Source organism: Actinoplanes sp. CA-252034 (assembly GCF_050956125.1).
Taxonomy (GTDB): domain Bacteria; phylum Actinomycetota; class Actinomycetes; order Mycobacteriales; family Micromonosporaceae; genus Actinoplanes.
On record NZ_CP191846.1, the window covers coordinates 1,836,005 to 1,857,905 of the forward strand.

The 21,901-nt window shown below is 68.9% G+C and carries 16 protein-coding genes; 10 read left to right on the top strand and 6 right to left on the bottom strand.

Annotation, left to right across the window (positions count from 1 at the left end):
* The first annotated feature begins 8 nt into the window (after positions 1–8).
* The 3 genes from ACQPZW_RS08525 to ACQPZW_RS08535 are packed head-to-tail and all read left to right on the top strand — an operon-like array spanning position 9 to position 2,674.
* Positions 9–1,001 (top strand): branched-chain amino acid ABC transporter permease, encoded by a 993-nt coding sequence (locus ACQPZW_RS08525; protein WP_433794278.1) that lies wholly within the window; start codon positions 9–11, stop codon positions 999–1,001.
* Positions 991–1,902: an ABC transporter ATP-binding protein gene (locus tag ACQPZW_RS08530; RefSeq protein WP_433794279.1), complete on the top strand. Its 912-nt coding sequence runs from the start codon at positions 991–993 to the stop codon at positions 1,900–1,902. Before ACQPZW_RS08525 ends, ACQPZW_RS08530 begins: the two co-directional genes overlap by 11 nt.
* Positions 1,895–2,674 (top strand): ABC transporter ATP-binding protein, encoded by a 780-nt coding sequence (locus tag ACQPZW_RS08535; protein WP_433794280.1) that lies wholly within the window; start codon positions 1,895–1,897, stop codon positions 2,672–2,674. The genes ACQPZW_RS08530 and ACQPZW_RS08535 overlap by 8 nt, the downstream gene beginning before the upstream one ends.
* A gap of 308 nt (positions 2,675–2,982) precedes the next feature.
* On the opposite strand, the gene ACQPZW_RS08540 is transcribed toward ACQPZW_RS08535, so the two are convergent.
* A complete protein-coding gene (locus tag ACQPZW_RS08540) occupies positions 2,983–4,245 on the bottom strand; it encodes an ABC transporter substrate-binding protein (protein WP_433794281.1) in 1,263 nt (420 codons plus the stop codon).
* A gap of 231 nt (positions 4,246–4,476) precedes the next feature.
* Between ACQPZW_RS08540 and polA the strand changes: the two genes are divergently transcribed.
* Both polA and ACQPZW_RS08550 read left to right on the top strand, forming a co-directional pair.
* Positions 4,477–7,176, top strand: coding sequence for a DNA polymerase I (polA, locus tag ACQPZW_RS08545; protein WP_433794282.1), 2,700 nt, complete (start codon positions 4,477–4,479; stop codon positions 7,174–7,176).
* An 872-nt stretch (positions 7,177–8,048) separates the two neighbouring features.
* Positions 8,049–8,354, top strand: coding sequence for an ArsR/SmtB family transcription factor (locus tag ACQPZW_RS08550; protein ID WP_433797474.1), 306 nt, complete (start codon positions 8,049–8,051; stop codon positions 8,352–8,354).
* A gap of 81 nt (positions 8,355–8,435) precedes the next feature.
* Here ACQPZW_RS08550 and ACQPZW_RS08555 read toward each other — a convergent pair whose 3' ends face one another.
* From ACQPZW_RS08555 to ACQPZW_RS08565, 3 genes are all read right to left on the bottom strand, one after another.
* The gene (locus ACQPZW_RS08555) at positions 8,436–8,756 is read right to left on the bottom strand and encodes a DUF3140 domain-containing protein (protein WP_433794283.1); all 321 of its coding nucleotides are present in this window, start codon (positions 8,754–8,756) and stop codon (positions 8,436–8,438) included.
* On the bottom strand, positions 8,749–8,967 hold the full coding sequence (locus tag ACQPZW_RS08560; RefSeq protein ID WP_433794284.1) for a DUF2945 domain-containing protein: 219 nt from the start codon (positions 8,965–8,967) through the stop codon (positions 8,749–8,751). The genes ACQPZW_RS08555 and ACQPZW_RS08560 overlap by 8 nt, the downstream gene beginning before the upstream one ends.
* A gap of 77 nt (positions 8,968–9,044) precedes the next feature.
* Positions 9,045–9,857 (bottom strand): class I SAM-dependent methyltransferase, encoded by an 813-nt coding sequence (locus ACQPZW_RS08565; protein ID WP_433794285.1) that lies wholly within the window; start codon positions 9,855–9,857, stop codon positions 9,045–9,047.
* A 321-nt stretch (positions 9,858–10,178) separates the two neighbouring features.
* Between ACQPZW_RS08565 and rpsA the strand changes: the two genes are divergently transcribed.
* The 4 genes from rpsA (at position 10,179) to ACQPZW_RS08585 (ending at position 16,840) form a co-directional block, all read left to right on the top strand.
* The gene (gene rpsA, locus ACQPZW_RS08570; RefSeq protein WP_433794286.1) at positions 10,179–11,687 is read left to right on the top strand and encodes a 30S ribosomal protein S1; all 1,509 of its coding nucleotides are present in this window, start codon (positions 10,179–10,181) and stop codon (positions 11,685–11,687) included.
* A 123-nt stretch (positions 11,688–11,810) separates the two neighbouring features.
* Positions 11,811–12,929, top strand: coding sequence for a dephospho-CoA kinase (gene coaE, locus ACQPZW_RS08575; RefSeq protein WP_433794287.1), 1,119 nt, complete (start codon positions 11,811–11,813; stop codon positions 12,927–12,929).
* 430 nt (positions 12,930–13,359) lie between these two features.
* A complete protein-coding gene (gene uvrB, locus ACQPZW_RS08580; RefSeq protein WP_433794288.1) occupies positions 13,360–15,462 on the top strand; it encodes an excinuclease ABC subunit UvrB in 2,103 nt (700 codons plus the stop codon).
* A gap of 40 nt (positions 15,463–15,502) precedes the next feature.
* Positions 15,503–16,840: a GNAT family N-acetyltransferase gene (locus ACQPZW_RS08585; RefSeq protein ID WP_433794289.1), complete on the top strand. Its 1,338-nt coding sequence runs from the start codon at positions 15,503–15,505 to the stop codon at positions 16,838–16,840.
* Between the two features lie 619 nt (positions 16,841–17,459).
* Here the strand turns inward: ACQPZW_RS08585 and ACQPZW_RS08590 are convergent.
* Positions 17,460–17,780 (bottom strand): antibiotic biosynthesis monooxygenase family protein, encoded by a 321-nt coding sequence (locus ACQPZW_RS08590; RefSeq protein ID WP_433794290.1) that lies wholly within the window; start codon positions 17,778–17,780, stop codon positions 17,460–17,462.
* Positions 17,781–18,209: 429 nt separating this feature from the next.
* Here ACQPZW_RS08590 and ACQPZW_RS08595 point away from each other — a divergent pair, with 429 nt between their 5' ends.
* Positions 18,210–19,205 (top strand): TerC family protein, encoded by a 996-nt coding sequence (locus tag ACQPZW_RS08595; RefSeq protein ID WP_433794291.1) that lies wholly within the window; start codon positions 18,210–18,212, stop codon positions 19,203–19,205.
* A gap of 803 nt (positions 19,206–20,008) precedes the next feature.
* Here the strand turns inward: ACQPZW_RS08595 and typA are convergent.
* A complete protein-coding gene (gene typA, locus ACQPZW_RS08600; protein ID WP_433794292.1) occupies positions 20,009–21,871 on the bottom strand; it encodes a translational GTPase TypA in 1,863 nt (620 codons plus the stop codon).
* Between the last annotated feature and the right edge of the window lie 30 nt (positions 21,872–21,901).

Consider the following 21,901-nt stretch of genomic DNA (forward strand, 5'->3'; position numbering starts at 1 on the left):
GAGGTCCGATGAACTTCGAACTCATTGCCGGCGTCTCTCTCGAGTCGCTGATCAATGCTCAGATGATCGCCTACGCACTGGCGGCGATCGGTCTGAACGTGCACTTCGGTTACACCGGCCTGCTGAACTTCGGCCAGTCGGCGTTCCTCGGCGTCGCCGCCTACGGCCTGGCCATGAGCGTCGCCACGTTCGGTCTGCCGTTCTGGGTCGGCCTCGGCGCCGGCCTGCTCGGCGCGGTCGTCCTCGCACTGTTGCTCGGTATCCCGACGCTGCGGCTGCGTGCCGACTATCTGGCGATCGTGACCATCGCGGCGGCGGAGATCGTCCGGCTGCTGTTCCGGTCGGTGTCGCTCAACAAGTGGACCGGTGGCTCCGACGGCCTCCAGGCGTTCTCCGACGACTTCTACGCCATGAACCCTTACAGTTCGGCGCTGGAGATCGGCAACCTGATCAGCTTCAGCGCGCGTGAGCTGTGGATCATGACGGTCGGCTGGGTGCTGATCGCGATCTCCGTGCTCATCGTCTTCCTCGCGATGCGCAGCCCGTGGGGCCGTGTCATCAAGGCGATCCGGGAGGACGAGGACGCGGTTCGCAGCCTCGGTAAGAACGTCGTCTCGTACAAGATGCAGGCCCTTGTCCTCGGTGGCATCCTCGGCTCCCTCGGTGGCTACGTCATCGCGCTGGGCAACGCCGCCGTGCAGCCGGACACCTTCGGCACCGAGTTCACCTTCTACGCGTACGCCATCGTCATCCTCGGTGGCGCGGCCCGGGTCTTCGGCCCGGTCGTTGGATCGATGATCTTCTGGTTCCTGCTGGCCTTCATCAACGCCCTGCTGCCGTCGGCCATCGACGCCGGGTACATCCCGGACTGGCTGATGACCAAGACGCAGGCGGGCGCGGTCCAGTACATCCTGGTGGGCCTGGGCCTCATGCTCCTGCTGATCTTCCGTCCGCAGGGCATCTTCGGTGACAAGAAGGAGGTCATGCTCGATGGCCGCTGACACCAATGTCCCGCCCGGCGTGGCAAAGGCGCGGGAAGCCCTGAAGGACGTCCCGCACGAGCCGGGCGCCAAGAAGAAGGACCCGATCCTGGTCGCCGACAAGGTGGTGCGGCGCTTCGGCGGCCTCACCGCGGTGCAGGTCGGCCACATCGAGATCCAGCGCGGCGCGATCACCGCCCTGATCGGCCCCAACGGCGCCGGCAAGACGACGTTCTTCAACCTGCTCACCGGCTTCGACAAGCCGAACGAGGGGAACTGGAACTTCAACGGCAGCCCGCTCGCCGGCGTGCCGCCGTACAAGGTGGCCCGCAAGGGCATGGTCCGTACCTTCCAGCTCACCAAGGCCCTGTCGCGTCTGTCGGTCATCGACAACATGCGGCTGGGCGCCACCGGGCAGAGGGGCGAGTCGTTCTGGCAGGGCCTGATCCCGGCGCTCTGGAAGAGCCAGGAGCAGGAGATCACCGAGCGGGCCGACGAGTTGCTCGCCCGGTTCAAGCTCGACGCCAAGCGCGAGGACTTCGCCGGCAGCCTCTCCGGCGGCCAGCGCAAGCTCCTGGAGATGGCGCGGGCCCTGATGGTCCAGCCCGAGATGGTGATGCTCGACGAGCCGATGGCCGGCGTCAACCCGGCCCTGACGCAGTCGCTGCTCGGCCACGTGAAGAGCCTGCGGGAGGACGGCATGACCGTTCTCTTCGTCGAGCACGACATGGACATGGTCCGTGACATCAGCGACTGGGTGATCGTGATGGGCCAGGGCGAGGTGATCGCCGAGGGCACACCCGACACGGTGATGGCCGACCCGCGGGTCATCGACGCCTACCTGGGCGCGCACCACGACGGCATCGCGCACGACTCCGCCGAGGTGGCCGCCGAGGTCGAGGGAGGTAAGTCTGATGAGTAGTGGCTCCAGCAACGAGATCCAGGACCGCTCCGCCCACCTGGCCGCGGCCGAGGGCGCGCTGGTCCGTGCCGACGACCTGATCGCCGGCTACCTCCCGGGCGTCAACATCCTCAACAACTGCGATCTGTACGCCAAGGAAGGCGAGCTGGTCGGCATCATCGGCCCCAACGGCGCCGGTAAGTCGACCCTGCTCAAGTCTCTCTTCGGTCTCGTGTCCGTCCGGTCCGGCGCCGTCACCCTGCGGGGTGAGGACATCACCAACCTCAAGGCCAACAAGCTGGTGGCCAAGGGGATCGGGTTCGTCCCGCAGACCAACAACGTCTTCGGCACCCTCACCATCGAGGAAAACCTGGAGATGGGTACGTTCCTGCGGCCGAAGCGCTTCAAGGAGCGCTTCGACTTCGTGACCGGCCTGTTCCCCACCCTCGGCACCCGGCGCAAGCAGCGGGCCGGGGCGCTCTCCGGCGGTGAGCGGCAGATGGTCGCCATGGGCCGTGCCCTGATGATGGAGCCGAGCGTCCTCCTCCTCGACGAGCCGTCGGCGGGTCTGTCGCCGGCCATGCAGGACGAGGTGTTCTTCCGGACCAAGCAGATCAACGACACCGGCGTCACCGTGATCATGGTGGAGCAGAACGCGCGGCGGTGCCTGCAGATCTGCGACCGGGGCTATGTGCTGGACCAGGGCCGTAACGCGTACACCGCGTCCGGCCGGGACCTGATGGACGACCCCAAGGTGATCGAGCTCTACCTCGGGACCCTGGGCAAGGCCTGACCTGTTTCGCGAAGGGCCCCGGCGTTTGCCGGGGGCCCTTCCGTATGCGTGCTGTTCGCCGTGCCGGGCCGGGCAGTGCCGGTCTGCCGGGCTGCTGGGCGGTGGCGCGCCGTGCCGGCGGCAGTGGGCGGTGCCGGGCTGCCGGGCGGTGGTGCGCCGTGCCGGGCGGCGGGGGCCGGTGTCGGGCTGCCCGGCCGTGGGTGCCCGGGCTGTGGCGGGCCGCCGGGTCGTCGTGTGGTGCCGGGGACCACAAAAGGGCGAGGGCCCGGCCGAATGGCCGGGCCCTCGCTGTGTACCAGTGGCTCAGATCAGATCTTGCCGGTCTGGTACGAGACGTTCTTGTAGGTGTTGTCGGGGCCGTACTGGTAGATGCCGATGGTGGCCTCGGCCGGGTCGCCGGCCTCGTTCCACTCGATCGGGCCGCTCATGCCGTCGTAGTCGATGTCCTTACCGGCGGCCAGGGCGTCCTTGCAGGCCTGGAAGCTGGTGCACTTCTCGCCGCCCTTGCTCACCGCGGCGAGCTGCTTGTTGTAGTCGCCGGGGGCGTCGCTCTTGGCGGCCTCGGCGGCCAGGGCGGCCAGGACCACCGCGTCGTACGACTCGGCGGAGTAGGTGAAGTCCTTCAGGGCCGGGTCGACCTCGAGGAGCTTCTTCTGGAACTCGTCGCTGGCCTTGGCGCCCGGGGTGGTGCCCTTGGCGCCCTCGAAGGTCCCGTTCGGGAACTCCTTGCCGTAGTTCGACAGGTTACCGTCGACGAGGTACCACTTCTTGGTCTTGGCGGTGAGACCCACCTCGACCAGCTTGGGGACGATCTTCTTGGTCTCGTCGAAGCCGATCAGCACGATCGCCTGCGGGTTCGCCTGCTTGATCTTGCCGATCTCGGCCGAGAAGTCGGCCGCCTTCGGGTCGTAGATCTCCTCGGCGACGACCTGGCCGCCACCGCTCTCGACCGCGGAGCGGACGCTCTTGGCGAGGCCCGTGCCGTACGCGTCCTGGAGGACGAGGAGGCCCACCGTCGCGTTGCCGTCGGCGACCACGAGGTCACCGAGGACGCGGCCCTGGAGCGTGTCCGGCGGGGCGGTCCGGTAGTAGAGGCCCTTGTCGTTGTACGTGGTGAACTTGTCGGACGTGTTCGCCGGCGAGATCTGCACCACGCCCGCGCCGGTGATCTTGTCGATCACGGAGAGAGACACCGACGAGGAGGCGGCGCCGATGATGACGTCGACCTTCTCGGCGAGCAGCTTGTTCACCGACTGGCTGGCGATGTCGGTGGTGGTGTCGCCCGAGTCGGTGTCGGTGACGACGATGTCCTTGCCCAGGACACCGCCGGCCGCGTTGATCTCCTTGGCGGCCAGGTCGACACCGGCGAACTCCGGCGGGCCGAGGAACGCGAGCGACCCGGTCTGCGGCAGCAGGGTGCCGACCTTGAACACGCCGTCGCCACCCGTGGCCGCGGGGGCCGAGGAGGAGCCGGTCTCAGGCTTGTCACCGTCGTTCGAGCACGCGCCCAGAGCAAGGCAAGCGGCACCCAGCACGGCGACACCGCGCCATGCGAAGTTGCGGCGGATCATCAAATCTCCTTTGTCCCAGCGCGGTGGGTGCATGGGTGGCCCCCACTGCCATGACGCTGATGGTGGCAACCTAATGACCTGCGGACCGCGGGGCTAGCTCAAAGCTCCGGTTGCAACAGGACAGTTGCCTATCCGTAACTTTCCGCTAGCCGTCTGACGTTTGAGCGGGTGAACCGGCGGCCCGGACGGCGTACCGGGGATTGTCATACCCGGCGACTAGAGTGCCGGGATGTGAGCGACGAAGCCGAGACCCCCCGCCTGCTGCTGCTCGACGGCCATTCGCTGGCCTACCGGGCCTATTTCGCGCTGCCGGTGGAAAACTTCAGCACCGCCACCGGGCAGCCGACCAACGCCGTGTTCGGCTTCACGTCGATGCTCATCAACATGCTGCGTGACGAGAAGCCGACCCACATCGCGGTCGCGTTCGACGTCTCCCGTCACTCCTTCCGCACCGACAAGTATGCGGAGTACAAGGCCGGCCGGTCGGAGACCCCGCAGCCCTTCCAGGGTCAGGTCAGCCTGATCAAGGAGGTCCTGGAGGCGCTGCGCATCCCGGTTCTGGAGAAACCCGGCTACGAGGCCGACGACGTCATCGCCACCCTGGCCACCCAGGCCCGGGCCGGCGGCATGGAGGTGCTGATCTCCACCGGCGACCGGGACGCGTTCCAGTTGGCCGGTGAGCACACCACGATCATCTATCCGGTGCGCGGTGTCTCCGAGGTGTGGCGGATGACCCCGGAGGCGATCGAGACCAAATACTTCGTCCGGCCGGAGCTCTACCGTGCGAAGGCCGCGTTGGTCGGCGAGACCAGTGACAACCTGACCGGCGTCCCCGGCGTGGGCGACAAGACCGCCGCCAAGTGGATCAAGGAATATGGCGACCTCGACGGCATCATCGCCAACGTCGACAAGATCAAGGGCAAGGTCGGTGACAGCCTGCGCGCCCACCTGGCCGAGGTGATCCGCAACTACGACCTCAACGCGCTGGTCTGCGACCTGGAGCTGCCGCTGCGCCCGGAGGACGTGCGCTGGCCCGGCTGGGACCGCGAGGCCGTGCACCGGGTGTTCGACGCCCTGGAGTTCCGGATCCTGCGAGAGCGGCTGTATTCGTACCTGGAGGCCGTCGAGCCGGAGGCCGAGGCCGGATTCGACCTCGCCGGGCAGGTTCTGCGCTCCGGTGGGGTCGCCGCCTGGCTGCGCGAGCACGCCGGCACCGACCCGGTCGGCGTCGCCGTCACCGGCACGTTCGGGCGCGGCACCGGCCGGCTCACCGGCGTCGGTGTGGCCACCGCGGGCGGCCCGGCCGTCTGGTTCGACCCGGCCGGCCTCGACGAGGACGACGAGCGTGCCGTGGCTGCCTGGCTGGCCGAGCCGTCCCGCCCCAAGGTGGTCCACGACGCGAAACCGGCACTGCTCGCCTTCCACGCGCACGGCTGGCAGTTGGCCGGCGTCGCCACCGACACCGCCCTCGCCGCCTACCTCGCCAAACCCGACCAGCGGGCGTATGACCTGACCGACCTGGCCCTGCGCTACCTCAAGCGCGAGCTGAAGGTCGATGAGCCGCAGGAGGCCCAGATGGCCTTCACGTTCGAGGGTGACGACGCCCCCGACGACACGGCCGAGAAGGCGGTGATGCTCCGGGCCCGGGCCACCCTCGACCTGGCCGAGGTCCTCACCGCCGAGCTGTCCCGCGACGGCGGCGAGTCGGTGCGCCTGCTCGCCGACGTGGAGCAGCCGCTGTCCGTGGTGCTCGCCGAGATGGAGCAGCGGGGCATCGCCGCCGACACCGACTACCTCTCCGAGCTGGAGTCGCACTTCGCCGCCGAGGTGAAATCGGCCCAGCAGGCGGCGCACGAGGTGGTCGGCCGGGAGTTCAACCTCGGCTCACCCAAGCAGCTTCAGGAGATCCTCTTCGTCGAGCGCAACCTCCCCAAGACGAAGAAGATCAAGTCGGGCTACACGACCGACGCCGATGCCCTGACCAACCTGTTCGAGCAGACCGCCGACCCGCTGCTGGCCCACCTGCTGCGCCACCGTGACGTCGCCAAGCTCAAGTCGACCGTCGACGGCCTGCTCAAGTCGGTCTCCGACGACACGCGCATCCACACCACGTTCAACCAGACGGTCGCGGCCACCGGCCGGCTCTCGTCCACCGACCCCAACCTGCAGAACATTCCGATCCGCACCGAGGAGGGGCGCCGCATCCGCCGCGCTTTCGTGGTCGGCCCCGGCTACGACCGGCTGATGACCGCCGACTACAGCCAGATCGAGATGCGGATCATGGCGCACCTGTCCGGTGACGACGCGCTGATCGCCGCCTTCAACTCGGGCGCCGACTTCCACGCGGCCACCGCCTCGTCGGTCTTCCACGTCGGGCTGGGCGAGGTCACCCCCGACCAGCGGCGCAAGATCAAGGCGATGAACTACGGCTTGGCGTACGGGTTGAGCGCCTTCGGTCTCTCCAACCAGCTGAGCATCTCCACCGACGAGGCGCGCACGCTGATGGCCGAGTATTTCGAGCGCTTTGGCGGGGTCCGCGACTACCTGCAGGCCGTGGTGCAGCGAGCCGGCAAGGACGGCTACACCGCCACCATCCTGGGGCGCCGCCGCTACCTGCCCGACCTCAGCAGCGACAACCGTCAGCGCCGCGAGATGGCCGAGCGGATGGCCCTGAACGCGCCGATCCAGGGCTCCGCCGCCGACATCATCAAGATCGCGATGCTGCGCGTCGACGAGGCCCTCAAGGACGCCGGCCTGACCTCCCGCATGCTCCTGCAGGTCCACGACGAGCTCGTCTTCGAGGTCGCCCCCGACGAGCAGGGGCCCCTCGAGGAGCTGGTCCGCCGCGAGATGGGCAGCGCCTACCCGCTGTCGGTCCCGTTGGAGGTCTCCATCGGCGCCGGCCGCGACTGGAACGGCGCCGACCACTGACACCACCCGGCAGCCGCCCACGCCCGCCCGATCTCGTGGACCCACGTCGCCCGGCGCAGGTCCACGAGATCGGCGTAGGCTGCCGGCCTGCCCAAGGCCCCGCCTTCTCCGGCCCGCCCCGCCTTCTCCGGCCCGCACGGTCCTCGCCGTCGGCGTGTCCGGGCCCTGCCTTCCTCGACAGCCTTCGGCGCGCCTCGCCCTGTCTTCTCTGACCCGCATGGTCTTCGCCTTTTGCGTGGGGCCCTGCCTCGCCCTACAACCTCCGGCGTGTCCGGGCCCTGCAGCTCTCTGGTTCGGCTCGGTCGGGGGATCAGCACTGGCGGGTGACGGGCGGGAGCGTCGGCGTACCCGTCCGGGTGGCATTCGCGCCGCTGGTTGCGCTCTTCTGCCACCCTGGTCCGATGCCGAGCCGATCGACGTCGATTGAGGTTCGTCCCGCGACCGCGGCCGACGTGCCACCCGCGGCCTCACCCGGGCAATCCGCCGTTGCCCACGTGCCCGGGCGCAGCTCCGAACCAGTGGCTGCGAATCCCCACGCACCCCACGACCCGGCACCCTCCGGGCGCGAGCCGGCCGCCCACGCCCACGAGTCAGGAGCGGGGGCCGACATCCGAGGGTCCGCGCCTCACGCTCACGGCCCGGGATCCGGTTCTCACGTCCCTGGTTCAGGGGCTGCGTCTCTCGCTCACGGCGCGGGATCCGGTTCTCACCCCGGTCCAGGGGCCGCGTCATTCGTTCGTGGGGCGGGATCCGGTTCTCACGTCCCCGGTTCAGGGGCCGCGTCTCTCGCCCTTGGGGCGGGATCCGGTCACGAGCCGGCTGCCGGTGTTCAGGGATCGGGGGCGGCGGAGTCCGTACGGGAGCCGGTCGCCATCGGGCACGGGCCGCTCGATTCCGGTCAGGCGGGCGACCTCGCCGGCACGTTCAAAGCCCTGGGTGATCCGGTCCGCCTGCGCCTGCTGTCGATGATCGTGTCCGCCGCCGACGGGGAGATCTGCGTCTGCGACCTCAGCGAGGCCTTCCCGCTCACCGGCCCCACCATCTCGCACCACCTGCGGATCCTGCGTGAGGCCGGCCTGGTCCATGGCGCCCGCCGTGGCACCTGGGTCTACTACCGTGCCGTGCCCGGCGAGCTGACCCGCTTGGCCGGAGTCCTCGACACCGCCCGCCTTCCGTGAGCAGACCGCGCGCTTCGGCCACCTGCCGCGAGGGAACCGGACGGTTCGGCGATCCCGCAGGCAACAGAGGGTGGGTCATGCTCACTTGAGCGGGTCGTGGCCCCAGTTCATCAGTGAGTGACGCCACCGGCTGTCGCTCACGTCGCCGTCCGGGCGCTGGGCCGTGTGTCGGTGGACGTACCCGATCACCTTGCGCATGTGCCGTTCGTCGGCGTCGGTGAGATCGATCTTCTTCTTGCCGAGGATCTGGACGATCTTGCGGCCCGAGTCGTGGCCGACCGACTCGGCGCCCGAGGACTGTTTCTGCCCGACCGCCTGCGATTCGTCGGAGTCCAGCCATTCGCGTAGCTCGGAGGTCGTCATGTTGACCGCCTCCCAGAACTCGGCATGCACGTCAGCCATGGTTCAGCGCCTCGGGCTTGTGCACCGCCTCGCGCCCGGTCTTGTCGCTGCGCACCTTGTACTGCGGCTCCTCCGCGGATGCGGCGACGGTTCGCCCGGCGGTCTCGGTCCGCTCGGTGATCTTCTGCTCGACCGTGCCGTGGACGTCTTCGCCGTGGCTGCGCCAACTCACTTTGTCGCCCTTTTCAAGGCTTTTCTTCGCTTTGGTCACCACTGCTGGTTACCCGGCCCGCCGCCCCGGAAACGGCTCCGGCCGGCGCGGCGGCGCGGGCCGGATCGAGCGAGGGGTCAGACCTTGGGCAGGTCGCACACGAAGATCGCGGTACCGGGGAACAGCCGGCCGCGCAGCGGGCTCCACTGACCCCAGATCTGGTCGTGGCCGGCCGGCCACTCGGGCTCCACCAGGTCGCGCAGGACGAAGCCGGCCGCCACCAGCTCGCGGATCCGGTCGCCGAGGGTGCGGTGCTGTTCGAGGTAGCTGACGCCGCCGTCCTCGTCGCGTTCGACATAGGGGGAGCGGTCGAAATAGGAGTTTCGCGCGAGGAGGCCGCGCTCGTCGGGCTCGTCGAGGAAGACCCACCGCATCGGGTGAGTGACCGAGAACACCCAGCTGCCGCCGGGCTGCAGCACCCGCGCCACCTCGCGCATGGCGGCACCCGAGTCGGCCACGAACGGGATGGCGCCGAACGCTGTGCAGACGATGTCGAACGCCCCGTCGGCGAACGGGAGGGCCAGTGCGTCGGCCTGGACGAGCGGAACGCGTACTCCACTGCGGTCTGCCGCCTCCCGCGCATGCCGCAACATGCCCGCCGACAGGTCCATGGCGACCGGGTGGGCGCCCTCGCGGCGCAGCCATCGGCTGGCTGCCGCCGCCCCGGCTCCCAATTCCAGAATCTTTTTCCCGTGTACGGGTCCGAGCAGTCGCGCGTCGGACTCCCGTAGCCGTTCGGGGCACCAGACGAAGTCGACGTCACCCAGGAAGGCGCCGTGTTCGTCCTGGTAGTCGTCGGCGTCGAGGTCCCACCAGGAGCGGTTCGCGCGCCGCGCCTCGGTCTCGGTCACGCTGCCGGTGGGAGTCTCGAACGAGTGGGGCGAGGTCACCCGGCAACCGTACGGCAGGCGTGTCGACCGTCCCGATTCGGCTCATAAGGGGCATGCTGACGGGTTCTCGACCGACAATGTGCCGCGGTACTCAGGAGGGCTTGCAACCTGTGGTAATGCGCACGGTAAGCTAGTCGATGCGCTCGCGGATCGTGTGCCTCGGCAGGGAGCAGGTTCCGTGGTCGTCGGTCTCGGCATGATCGACTGCGTTGATGTGACTGCTCTCGGGTTGGTCGTCTCGCTCGCTCGTGTCGTTTCCGACGACAGTTCCGTGGAGCGCGGGAGACACCACGAATCCATCCGTTCGGAGCAACTGTCCACATGACGAGCAGCATCGAGGCCACCTCGAGCGCCAACCGGGTCACCGTCGACGATCTCGGATCCGAGGAAGCATTCCTCGCAGCCATCGACGAGACCATCAAGTACTTCAACGACGGCGACATTGTCGAAGGCACCGTCGTCAAGGTCGATCGGGACGAGGTCCTGCTCGACATCGGCTACAAGACCGAGGGTGTCATCCCCTCGCGCGAGTTGTCGATCAAGCATGACGTGGACCCCGCGGAAGTGGTGTCGGTCGGTGACCACATCGAGGCCCTCGTCCTCACCAAGGAGGACAAGGAAGGTCGTCTGATCCTCTCGAAGAAGCGCGCGCAGTACGAGCGCGCTTGGGGCACCATCGAGAAGATCAAGGAGGACGACGGCGTCGTTCGCGGCTCCGTCATCGAGGTTGTCAAGGGTGGCCTCATCCTCGACATCGGCCTCCGTGGCTTCCTCCCCGCTTCGCTGGTGGAGATGCGTCGTGTCCGGGACCTGCAGCCGTACGTCGGCCGCGAGCTCGAAGCCAAGATCATCGAGCTGGACAAGAACCGCAACAACGTGGTTCTGTCCCGCCGCGCCTGGCTCGAGCAGACGCAGTCCGAGGTTCGCACCGAGTTCCTCAACAAGCTGCAGAAGGGCCAGGTCCGCAAGGGCGTCGTGTCCTCCATCGTCAACTTCGGTGCCTTCGTTGACCTGGGTGGCGTCGACGGCCTCGTGCACGTCTCCGAGCTCTCCTGGAAGCACATCGACCACCCCTCCGAGGTCGTCGAGGTCGGCCAGGAGGTCGAGGTCGAGGTGCTCGACGTCGACCTGGACCGCGAGCGCGTCTCGCTGTCGCTGAAGGCGACCCAGGAAGACCCGTGGCGTCAGTTCGCCCGGACCCACGCGATCAACCAGATCGTGCCGGGCAAGGTCACCAAGCTCGTTCCGTTCGGCGCGTTCGTCCGCGTCGACGACGGCATCGAGGGCCTGGTGCACATCTCCGAGCTGGCCGAGCGTCACGTCGAGCTGCCCGAGCAGGTCGTCCAGGTGGGTTCGGACGTTCTGGTCAAGGTCATCGACATCGACCTGGAGCGCCGCCGGATCTCGCTGTCGCTCAAGCAGGCCAACGAGGGCTTCGTCGAGGGCGAGGAGCACTTCGACCCGACCCTCTACGGCATGGCCGCGACGTACGACGCCGAGGGCAACTACATCTACCCGGAGGGCTTCGACCCCGAGACGGGCGAGTGGCTCGAGGGCTTCGACAAGCAGCGCGAGACGTGGGAGAAGCAGTACGCCGACGCCCGCGAGCGCTGGGAGGCCCACACCAAGCAGGTGCAGGCGTCCCGCGACGCCGACGCCGAGGCCGCGCTCAACCCGGCTCCGGCCGGCGGCGTGACCTCCTCGTCGTCCTCGTCCTCCTCCACGAGCTCGTCGACCTCGACGCGCTCCGCCGAGGAGCCCGTGGGCACCCTGGCCACCGACGAGGCTCTCGCTGCTCTGCGCGAGAAGCTGGCCGGCGGCAAGAGCTGATCCAGCGGTAGGTATTACCACCGAAAGGCCGCCCCGACTCCGGTCAGGGCGGCCTTTCGCCTTTCCTGCACACCGCCGCCGCCCGGGCGCGGCCGTCGGCACGGTTCTGGCGATACTGATCCCATGTTGAGAGTCGGGCTCACGGGTGGAATCGGTGCCGGCAAGAGCGCGGTCGCCCGGCGGCTCGCCGAGCGCGGCGCGGTGATCATCGACGCTGATCTGCTGGCCCGCGAGGTGGTCGAGCCCGGCACGGACGGTCTCGCCGAGATCGTCGAGGTGTTCGGGGCCGGCGTGCTCACCGCGGAGGGGGCGCTCGACCGGCCCGCGCTCGGGACCCGCGTCTTCGGCGACGAGGCGGCCCGGCGGCGCCTCGAGAAGATCATTCACCCTCGGGTACGGGAGAGGACCGCCCAGCTGACCCGCTCGGCAGCGCCCGGCTCGATCGTGGTCAACGACGTTCCGCTCCTGGTCGAGGCGGGGCTGGCTTCGTCGTACCACCTGGTGATCGTGGTGATGGCCGACCGTGAGGTGCGGCTGGAGCGGCTGACCCACCTGCGTGGCATGTCGGTGGCGGAGGCGAGCGCGCGGATCGACGCGCAGACCGACGACGCGAGCCGCCGGGCCGCCGCCGATGTGACGCTGGCGAACGAGGACGATCTGGAGCGCCTGCACGCGCGGGTGGACGAGCTGTGGCGTGACCGGCTGGTGGAGTTCGAGAGGAATCTCCGGTCCGGGCGTTCCGCGATGCGGAGTCCGGAGTCGCAGATCGTGCAGTCCGACCCGGAGTGGGCGCCCGCGGCGGCGCGGCTGATCGCCCGGATCCGGTACGGGCTCGGTGACGGCTTCGACGTTCAGCACATCGGGCCGACGGCGGTGCCCGGGCCGCCGGCCGGCGACGTCATCGATCTCATGATCGGTGTGCGCACCCTGGACCAGGCCGACGGCCTGGCTCGCCGCCTCGGTGAGCTGGGTTTCCCGGCGCGTCCCGGGGAGTGGTCGGACCGGGCCGGCAGCCCCGGCGGCACCTTCCCGAAGCGGCTGCACGGGTGCGCTGATCCGGGCTACCGCGTCGACCTGCACCTGCGTGTGGTGGGGTCGCCGGGCTGGCGGTTCGCACTGCTGCTGCGCGACTACCTGCGGGCGGTCCCGGAAGCGGCCGGAGGGGCGGACGTGGCGCGAGCGGCCGACGTGGCGCGAGCGGCCGACGACTGGGCCTCGTCGACGGGCTGGCAGCCGTCCTGAGCTGTGCCTTCGCCTTCGCCTTCGGCGTCGGTGGGGCCGCGCCTCGGTCGGGGACTCGCGGTTCGGTGAAGGCCGTGCGTTTCGGTGGGGGCCGTGCGGTTTCGGTGGCCTCGCGGTTCAGTGAGGGCCGTGCGTGTCGGTGGGGGCGCGCGGCTTGGTGGGGGCTCGCGGCGTGGTGGAGGGCCCTCGCGGCGACCGGGTCGGGTGACCCACCTCGGGTGCGCTCGCCAGGGCGTCCGGGGCGCATCCAACCGTGGTGCAGCGCCGGGCCGTGTGGGGGCCCGGGCGGCCGGCGGCCGCCGCGAGCGGCCTACCCGTTCAGCCTAGGGCGGGCCGCCACGAGCGGACAATGCCGTGGCCACCAGCCGAATGTGCATCCTGAGCACGCCGCCGCGGAAACTTGTCATACCCCCGACGTACGGTGGTGGGCATGGCGCTCGACATCCCACGACTCGACGGCCGGTTCGAGGTCATCAGCGACTACCAGCCTGCGGGTGACCAGCCCGCCGCGATCGACGAGCTCGAGCGGCGGGTCCGCAGCGGCGATCGGCACACCGTCCTGCTCGGCGCCACCGGCACCGGCAAGAGCGCCACCACGGCGTGGCTCATCGAGCGGCTGCAGCGGCCGGCTCTGGTGCTGGCGCCCAACAAGACGCTCTGCGCGCAGTTGGCCAAGGAGTTCCGTGAGCTGCTGCCCAACAACGCCGTCGAATACTTCGTGAGCTATTACGACTACTACCAGCCAGAGGCGTATATCGCGCAGACCGACACCTACATCGAGAAGGACTCGTCGGTCAACGAGGAGGTGGAGCGGCTGCGCCACTCCGCCACCAGGTCGCTGCTCACCCGGCGCGACACGATCGTGGTGGCGACGGTCAGCGCCATCTACGGCCTCGGCACACCCCAGGAGTATGTCGCCATGGCCGCCCGGGTCAAGGTCGGCGAGGAGGTCGATCGTGACAAGCTGCTGCGCAAGCTGGTCGACATTCAGTACACCCGCAACGACATGGCCTTCCAGCGCGGCACGTTCCGGGTCCGGGGCGACACCCTGGAGATCATCCCGGCCTACGAGGAGCTCGCCATCCGGATCGAGCTGTTCGGCGACGAGGTGGAGAAGCTCTACTATCTTCACCCGCTCACCGGCGACGTGATCCGCGAGGTCGACGAGCTGATCATCTTCCCGGCCACCCATTACGGGGCCGGCCCGGAGCGGATGGAGCGGGCGGTCCGCGACATCGAGGCCGAGCTGGAGGAGCGACTCGCCGAGTTCGAGCGGCAGGGCAAGCTCCTGGAGGCCCAGCGGCTGCGCATGCGCACCACCTACGACCTCGAGATGATGCGGCAGGTCGGCTTCTGCAACGGCATCGAGAACTATTCGATGCACATGGACGGGCGCACCTTCGGCGAGCCGGCGTATACGTTGCTCGACTACTTCCCCGACGACTTCGTCACCGTCATCGACGAGTCACACGTCACCATTCCGCAGATCGGCGGCATGTATGAGGGCGACGCGTCCCGTAAGCGGATCCTGATCGAGCACGGGTTCCGGCTGCCCAGCGCCGCTGACAACCGGCCGTTGCGCTTCGACGAGTTCCTCGAGCGTGTCGGCCAGATGGTGTTCCTCTCCGCCACCCCGGGCAACTGGGAGATGGAGCGGGCCCAGGGCGAGTTCGTCGAGCAGGTCATCCGCCCCACCGGCCTGGTCGACCCGCAGGTCGTGGTCAAGCCCACCAAGGGCCAGATCGACGACCTGATGCACGAGATCCAGGTGCGCACCGAGAAGGACGAGCGGGTCCTGGTCACCACCCTCACCAAGAAGATGGCCGAGGACCTCACCGACTATCTCCTGGAAAACGGCATCCGCGTCCGTTACCTGCACTCCGAGGTCGACACGCTGCGCCGCGTCGAGCTGCTCAAGGAGCTGCGCAAGGGCGACTACGACGTGCTCGTCGGCATCAACCTGCTCCGGGAGGGCCTCGACCTGCCCGAGGTGTCGCTGGTCGCGATCCTCGACGCCGACAAGGAGGGCTTCCTGCGCAGCGGCCGGTCGCTCATCCAGACCATCGGCCGCGCCGCGCGTAACGTCTCCGGCGAGGTCCACATGTATGCGGACAAGATCACGCCCTCGATGCGGGACGCCATCGACGAGACCGACCGCCGCCGGGCCAAGCAGATCGCCCACAACGAGGCCAACGGCATCCAACCGCAGGCCCTGCGCAAGAAGATCCACGACATCCTCGACGACATCTACAAGGAGGCCGAGGACACCGACGAGGTCGTCGGCGGCTCCGGTCGGCAGATGTCCCGGGGCAAGGCGTCGGTGCCGGAGAGCCGTTCCAAGGGCAGGGCGGCCGCTACACCGGCCCGTGCCGGCATGGCCCGGGCCGAGCTGGCGCAGCTCATCCAGGACCTCAGCGACCAGATGCTCGGCGCGGCGCGGGAGCTGCAGTTCGAGCTGGCCGCCCGGATCCGCGACGAGATCCACGAGCTGAAGAAGGAGTTGCGCGGCATGGACATGGCGGGGGTGAAATAACCGGTCGTCCGCGGGTCGGCGCGTCACTATCCTGGCGGCCATGACGGCTGGAGTGCAGCGGGTGGCGGATGCCCTGCCCGAGGACGAGTTGCTGGACCTCGTGCGGCGGTGCCGGGCGGCCGACGGCGGCATGCCTCTGGTGACCGAGCCGTGGTTCCTGCGCGGCCGCTGGCTCGCCGCCGGCACTGTGGCCTTCGAGGTCCGGGAGAACGGCGCACTCGTCGCGGCTGCCGCGGTCCGCCCGTCTCCCGGCGGGCCGATGATCAGCGGCCTGGTCGATCCCGCGTTCCGTGGCCGGGGCATCGGATCGAGCCTGCTCGACGCCGCCTTGGCCGCCGCCGGCGACCTGGCGACCGCCGGCGACCTGGCGACCGCCGGCGACCTGGCGACCGCCGGCGACCTTTCGGCTGCCGGTGCGCCTGGCGTTGACGTTTCGGCTGCCGGTGGCCTTTCGGCTGCTGCTGCGCCTGGCGTTGACGTTTCGGCTGCCGGTGGCCTTTCGGCTGCTGCTGCGCCTGGCGTTGACGTTTCGGCTGCCGGTGGCCTTTCGGCTGCTGCTGCGCCTGGCGTTGTTGACTTTTTGGCTGCCGCTGGTCCCTCGGCTGCTGCTGCGCCTGCCGGTGGTCTGGCGGCTGCTGCTGCGCCTGACGTTGACTTTTTGGCTGCGGCTGGTCCTTCGGCTGCCGCTGCGCCTGTTGGCGGCCTTGCGTCTGCCGGGGTCGTCGCTCATGACCTGGTCGGTGGCGGTCCCTCGACCGCCGACGAGGTGTCGGCTGGCGGGCCGGTCGCGGGCTCGCCGGGTGTGGTCGGCTCGAAGGTCCTGCCGGTGACCGTGGAGTGCGAAGGATTCACAGCAGGGGCTGCCGAGCTCTTCGCTTCGCGCGGGCTGGCGCAGATCTTCGGCGAGGACGTCATGCGGATCAAGGTTGCGGCGGGGGACGGGTTCGAGGCCGGTTGGCCGGACGGGGCCGAGGTCGTCGAGTGGTCGGCGGAGACCGCTGAACGATTTCATGCGGTGTATGCGGCGTCGTTCCGGGAACGGCCGGGTTTTCCCGACCCGAGCGCCCAGGAGTGGATCGAGGAGAACACCGAAGACGACGACTTCCGGCCGCAGTGGTCGATCATGGCGGCTCTTCCGGGACACGGTGACGCCGGGTTCGTCACCGCGGCCGAAGGCTGGATCGTGCAGGTCGGCGTAGTGCCGGCCGCCCGCGGGACCGGGCTCGGTGGCGCGCTGATCCGGGAATCGCTGCGCCGCATGGCCGCGGCCGGAGCCACCGAGGCCTGGCTGACCGTCAATGTGAACAACCCGTCGGCGGCCCGTCTCTACCGGAAGCTCGGCTTCGACGACATGGGGCAGCGGGCTCGCTACCGCTGAGCAGGACCATCGCTGGCCCGCGGTCGTGTGGAGCACCGCTCGGCCAACTACGGTCCTTTGGATTCCGATGCGTCACTCACCGTCCGAAGTCACGTTCGTGAGGTAGCGGCTGGCCTCAAGGAGAGCCGGCGCAAGATCGCGGAAAGAGGGGGACGGCTCCGCCTGACCTTGACGACTCTTGGGGACGACGGCCTCACTCTTGGGAGCGATGGCCTCACCGCGAAGCTCCTCAAGGCGTCCGGCGCCCAGCACCCGGTGCCCAACGTCCGGCACTCGGCACTCGGCGTCCCGCGTTCGGCAATCGGCGTCCGGCACCCCGGCGTTCGGCGTCTGATGTCCGGTGGCCAGCACCCGATGTTTGACACCGGTCCCGCAGCCGGCCCGGTCCCCGCCCCGACCCGAGGTCCGGCCTCGGTGGCTGACACCCGACGGCTGGCCCCAGTCCGGCCCCGGCCCCAGTCCGGCCCCGGCCCACGCCCAGGCATCCACGGGGCGGCCCCAGCCCACGCCCAGGCATCCAGGGGGCGGCCCTGGTTGCGGGGACCCGATTCCCGGCGCGCGTTGGCGGGGGCTTGGCGGTCGGTGGGGTTTGTGGGCGGGCGGAGGAGCGTGATTTCTGTCAGAAGCCGCGGTCCGGGTGGTGGCGGGGGCTGTGGATGTCGGTGAAGTACTCGGCAAGCGGCGGCTGGGCCAAGGAGCCGCCGATCAGGGCGCGCCACTGAGCCAGACGATCCGAGCGGCGGAAGTTGTTCTCGTGGGCTTCGACACTGTCCCACTCGGCGAGGAGGACGAATCTCTGCGGGGACTCGACAGCGCGCTGCAGACGGACCGAACGGCAACCGGGAGTGGTCGCCACCAGCGGTCGGGCCAGCTCGTATGCATCGACGAAGTCGCCCTCCCGGCCCGGGAGGACGTCGATCAGCGTCACTTCGAGAACCATGCCCACAAGCGTCCCATACGCACCAGATAGGCAGCATACTAGGATGCCCCACAGTGGGTGCCGACCCGAACGACCCGGATTGTCGCTGGTCACGGCGTAGGGTGATCTGAGTAACGGCATCAGCGAGTCAGGTGATGTGTGGCGGATGTCGTATCTGCCCGTATGGGGAGTTTCGACCGCGAGCCGTACCACTCTCTGGGCTCCCGGTGTGCCGTTCGCGCCGAGGATGCGTAACAATGGCTCCTGTGGGAGGGGAGTATTCCCCCGCTCCGGTCTCGTCAACACGGATCGCCCTTCGGGGCGGGCCCGGGGCCGGTGGTCACGGATTCAAGATCCGTGGCGGAAGAGACCTCCGACAGTCGCACGTCGCTGTTCTCATCCAGTCCAGGGTGGGCGCAGCGACGACCCGTGTCTGCCGGAGGTCCTTAGTTGAACGTTTCTGCATGGGTCTGGGGCGCCACCCTGATCGCGCTTATCGCGGTTCTCGCCGTCGATCTGCTCATCATCGGGCGCCGGCCACACGAGCCCAGCATGAAGGAAGCCGGCGGATGGGTCGCGTTCTATGTGGGCCTGGCCGTGGTCTTCGGCATCGGGGTCTGGCTCACCGCTGGTGGACAGGCCGCCGGTGAGTTCTACACCGGCTGGCTCACCGAGTATTCGCTGAGCGTCGACAATCTCTTCGTATTCGTGATCATCATGGCCCGGTTCGCCGTGCCACGGCATCTTCAGCAGAAGGTGCTGCTGATCGGCATCGTGCTGGCGCTCGTCATGCGTGGCATCTTCATCGCCGCCGGCGCCGCGCTGATCACGCAGTTCTCGTGGGTGTTCTACATCTTCGGCGCGTTCCTGGTCTACACGGCGATCACGCTGGTCAAGGGCGAGGACGAGGACGAGGACTTCAAGGAGAACATCCTGATCCGCTGGGCGAAGCGGGCCCTACCGCTCTCGTCGGAGTTCGGTGACGGCCGGTTCAGCGTCGTCACGGAGACGGGCAAGCGCCTTTTCACCCCGATGCTCATCGTGATGATCTCGATCGGCACCACGGACCTGATCTTCGCGCTCGACTCGATCCCCGCGATCTTCGGCATCACCAAGGAGCCGTACCTGGTCTTCACCGCGAACGTCTTCGCGCTGATGGGCCTGCGCCAGCTGTTCTTCCTGCTCGGCGGTCTCCTCGAGCGTCTCGTCTACCTCAACATCGGCCTGGCCGTGGTGCTCGCCTTCATCGGCGTCAAGCTGGTCCTGGAGGCCCTGCACACCAACAGCCTGTCGTTCATCAACGGCGGTGAGGGCTTCCACTGGGCTCCGGAGATCCCGATCTGGCTCTCCCTGCTGGTGATCCTCGGCACCTTGGCCATAGCCACGATCGCCAGCCTGGCGAAGACCTCAAGAGACAAGAAGCGCGAGATCCTGGCCGACAAGTAACCCCGAGAATCACCGCGCGAAGGGCTCGGACGACCACGGTCGTCCGGGCCCTTCGCCGTATGCAACCCCACCCACCACGAGATGGCGGTGCAGCCGAGGCAGTGGCCCGCCACCGCCCAGCACACGGCGGCGTGAGTGCCGCGGGGCGGCGAAGTGAGCGCCGCGGGGCGGCGTGCGCGGTGAGGTGGGTGGTGCGGGGCGGCAAAGGGGCGGGGTTCGCGGCCGTCGGACGGCAAGCGGTGGCGTGCGCGGATGAGGTGGGTGCTGCGGGGCGCCGCGAGCGGTGGCGTGCGCGATGGGGTGGGTGCTGCGGGCGCGGCAAGCGACGGTGTGCGCGGCGGGGAGGCTGCCGCCGGGCGGCGTGCGCGGCCGCGGAGCGGCGAGTGGTGGCGTGCGCGGGTGGGTGAGGCTGCGGGGTGCGGCAAACGGCGGGGCGCGCGCTGAGATGGGTGCTGCGGCGGTGTGCGCCGGTGGGTGGGTGCTGCGGGGCGCGCCGAGCGGCGGCGGGCGCGCGGTTGGGTGCCGCAAGGGTGTGCAGGCGCTCACACCGTACCGCCGAGGGGGTCTTGATCTGACCCGGAAGTGAACCGCCGGGCCCAAAGGCGTTCGGCGCAAGGTTCTGGGCGGCACATGGCCCACGGAGGGACCAAGCCTGACCGCCCGGAGTGGGCCATGTGCCGCCCAGAACCGACCCACCGACCCACCAGAACACCCCGGAAACCCGAACGGCCCGCCCCAGGAAACGCAGGGCGGGCCGAGAGAAAGAGCCAGAGACTCAGGACGGGCCGAGAGAGAACCAGAGACTACTGGTGCTTACGGCGAGCAGCGGCACGCCCACGGGTGGTGGCGTCCAGAACCACCTTACGGATCCGGACAGCGGACGGGGTGACCTCGACGCACTCGTCCTCGCGGCAGAACTCCAGGGACTGCTCCAGGGACAGCTTGCGCGGGGGGATCACCTTCTCGGTGTTGTCCGCGCTGGCCGCGCGCATGTTGGTGAGCTTCTTCTCCTTGGTGATGTTGACGTCCATGTCGTCGTCACGGGAGTTCTCGCCGACGATCATGCCCTCATACACCTCGGTGGCGGGCTCGACGAACAGCTGGCCGCGCTCCTGGATGTTGATCATCGCGAAGGCGGTGACGGCGCCGGCCCGGTCGGCGACGAGGGAGCCGTTCTGGCGGGTGCGCAGCTCGCCGACCCACGGCTCGTAGCCCTCGAACAGGTGGTGCATGATGCCGGTGCCGCGGGTCTCGGTGAGGAACTCGGTGCGGAAGCCGATCAGGCCGCGGGCGGGAACGAGCCACTCCATGCGGAGCCACCCGGTGCCGTGGTTGATCAGCTCCTCCATCCGGCCCTTGCGGGTGGAGAGCAGCTGGGTGATGGCGCCCATGTACTCGTCGGGGGCGTCGATGGTGAGGCGCTCGACCGGCTCGTGGACCTTGCCGTTGATGAGCTTGGTCACGACCTGCGGCTTGCCGACGGTGAGCTCGTAGTTCTCCCGGCGCATCTGCTCGACGAGGATGGCGAGGGCCAGCTCGCCACGGCCCTGGACCTCCCAGGCGTCGGGGCGGTCGGTGTTGAGGACCCGGAGCGAGACGTTGCCGACCAGCTCCTTGTCGAGGCGGTCCTTGACCATGCGCGCGGTGACCTTGGCGCCCTTGACCTTGCCGACCAGCGGCGACGTGTTGGTGCCGATGACCATGGAGATGGCCGGCTCGTCGACGGTGATCAGCGGGAGCGGGATCGGGTTCTCCGCGTCGGCGAGGGTCTCGCCGATCATGATCTCGGGGATGCCGGCGAGGGCGATGATGTCGCCGGGGCCGGCGCTCTCGGCGGGCTTGCGCTCGAGGCCCTCGGTGACGAGCAGCTCGGAGATGCGCACGTTGCTGATGGTGCCGTCGGTCTTGCACCAGGCGACGGTCTGGCCCTTGCGGATGGTGCCCTCGTGGACGCGGCAGAGCGCGAGACGGCCGAGGAACGGCGAGGCGTCGAGGTTGACGACGTGCGCCTGCAGCGGGGCGTCCTCGTGGTATTTCGGAGCCGGGATGGTGTTGAGGATGGTGCTGAACAACACGTCGAGGGAGTCGCTGTCCTCGGGGACGGTGCCGTCCTTGGGCTGGTTCAGCGAGGCGATGCCGTCGCGGGCGCACGCGTAGACGATCGGGAACTCGATCTGGTGCTCGTCGGCGTCGAGGTCGAGGAACAACTCGTACGTCTCGTCGACGACCTCTTTGATGCGGGCGTCGGGACGGTCGACCTTGTTGATGATCAGGATGATCGGCAGCTTGGCCGAGAGCGCCTTGCGCAGCACGAAGCGGGTCTGCGGCAGCGGGCCCTCGGAGGCGTCGACGAGCAGCGCGACGCCGTCGACCATGGTGAGGCCGCGCTCGACCTCACCGCCGAAGTCGGCGTGGCCGGGGGTGTCGATGATGTTGATCGTGACGGCTTCGCCCTCGGCGGGCTGGTAGCTGATCGCCGTGTTCTTGGCGAGAATGGTGATGCCCTTTTCCCGCTCCAGGTCCATGGAGTCCATGACGCGGTCGGCCATCTCGCCACGCGCGTGGGACTGGCTGCCCTGGCGCAGCATGGCGTCGACCAGGGTGGTTTTGCCATGGTCGACGTGAGCGATGATGGCGACGTTGCGTAGGTCGGTGCGGGTCTGCATGACGTCCATTGTTCCCGGCTCAGGTTGCCG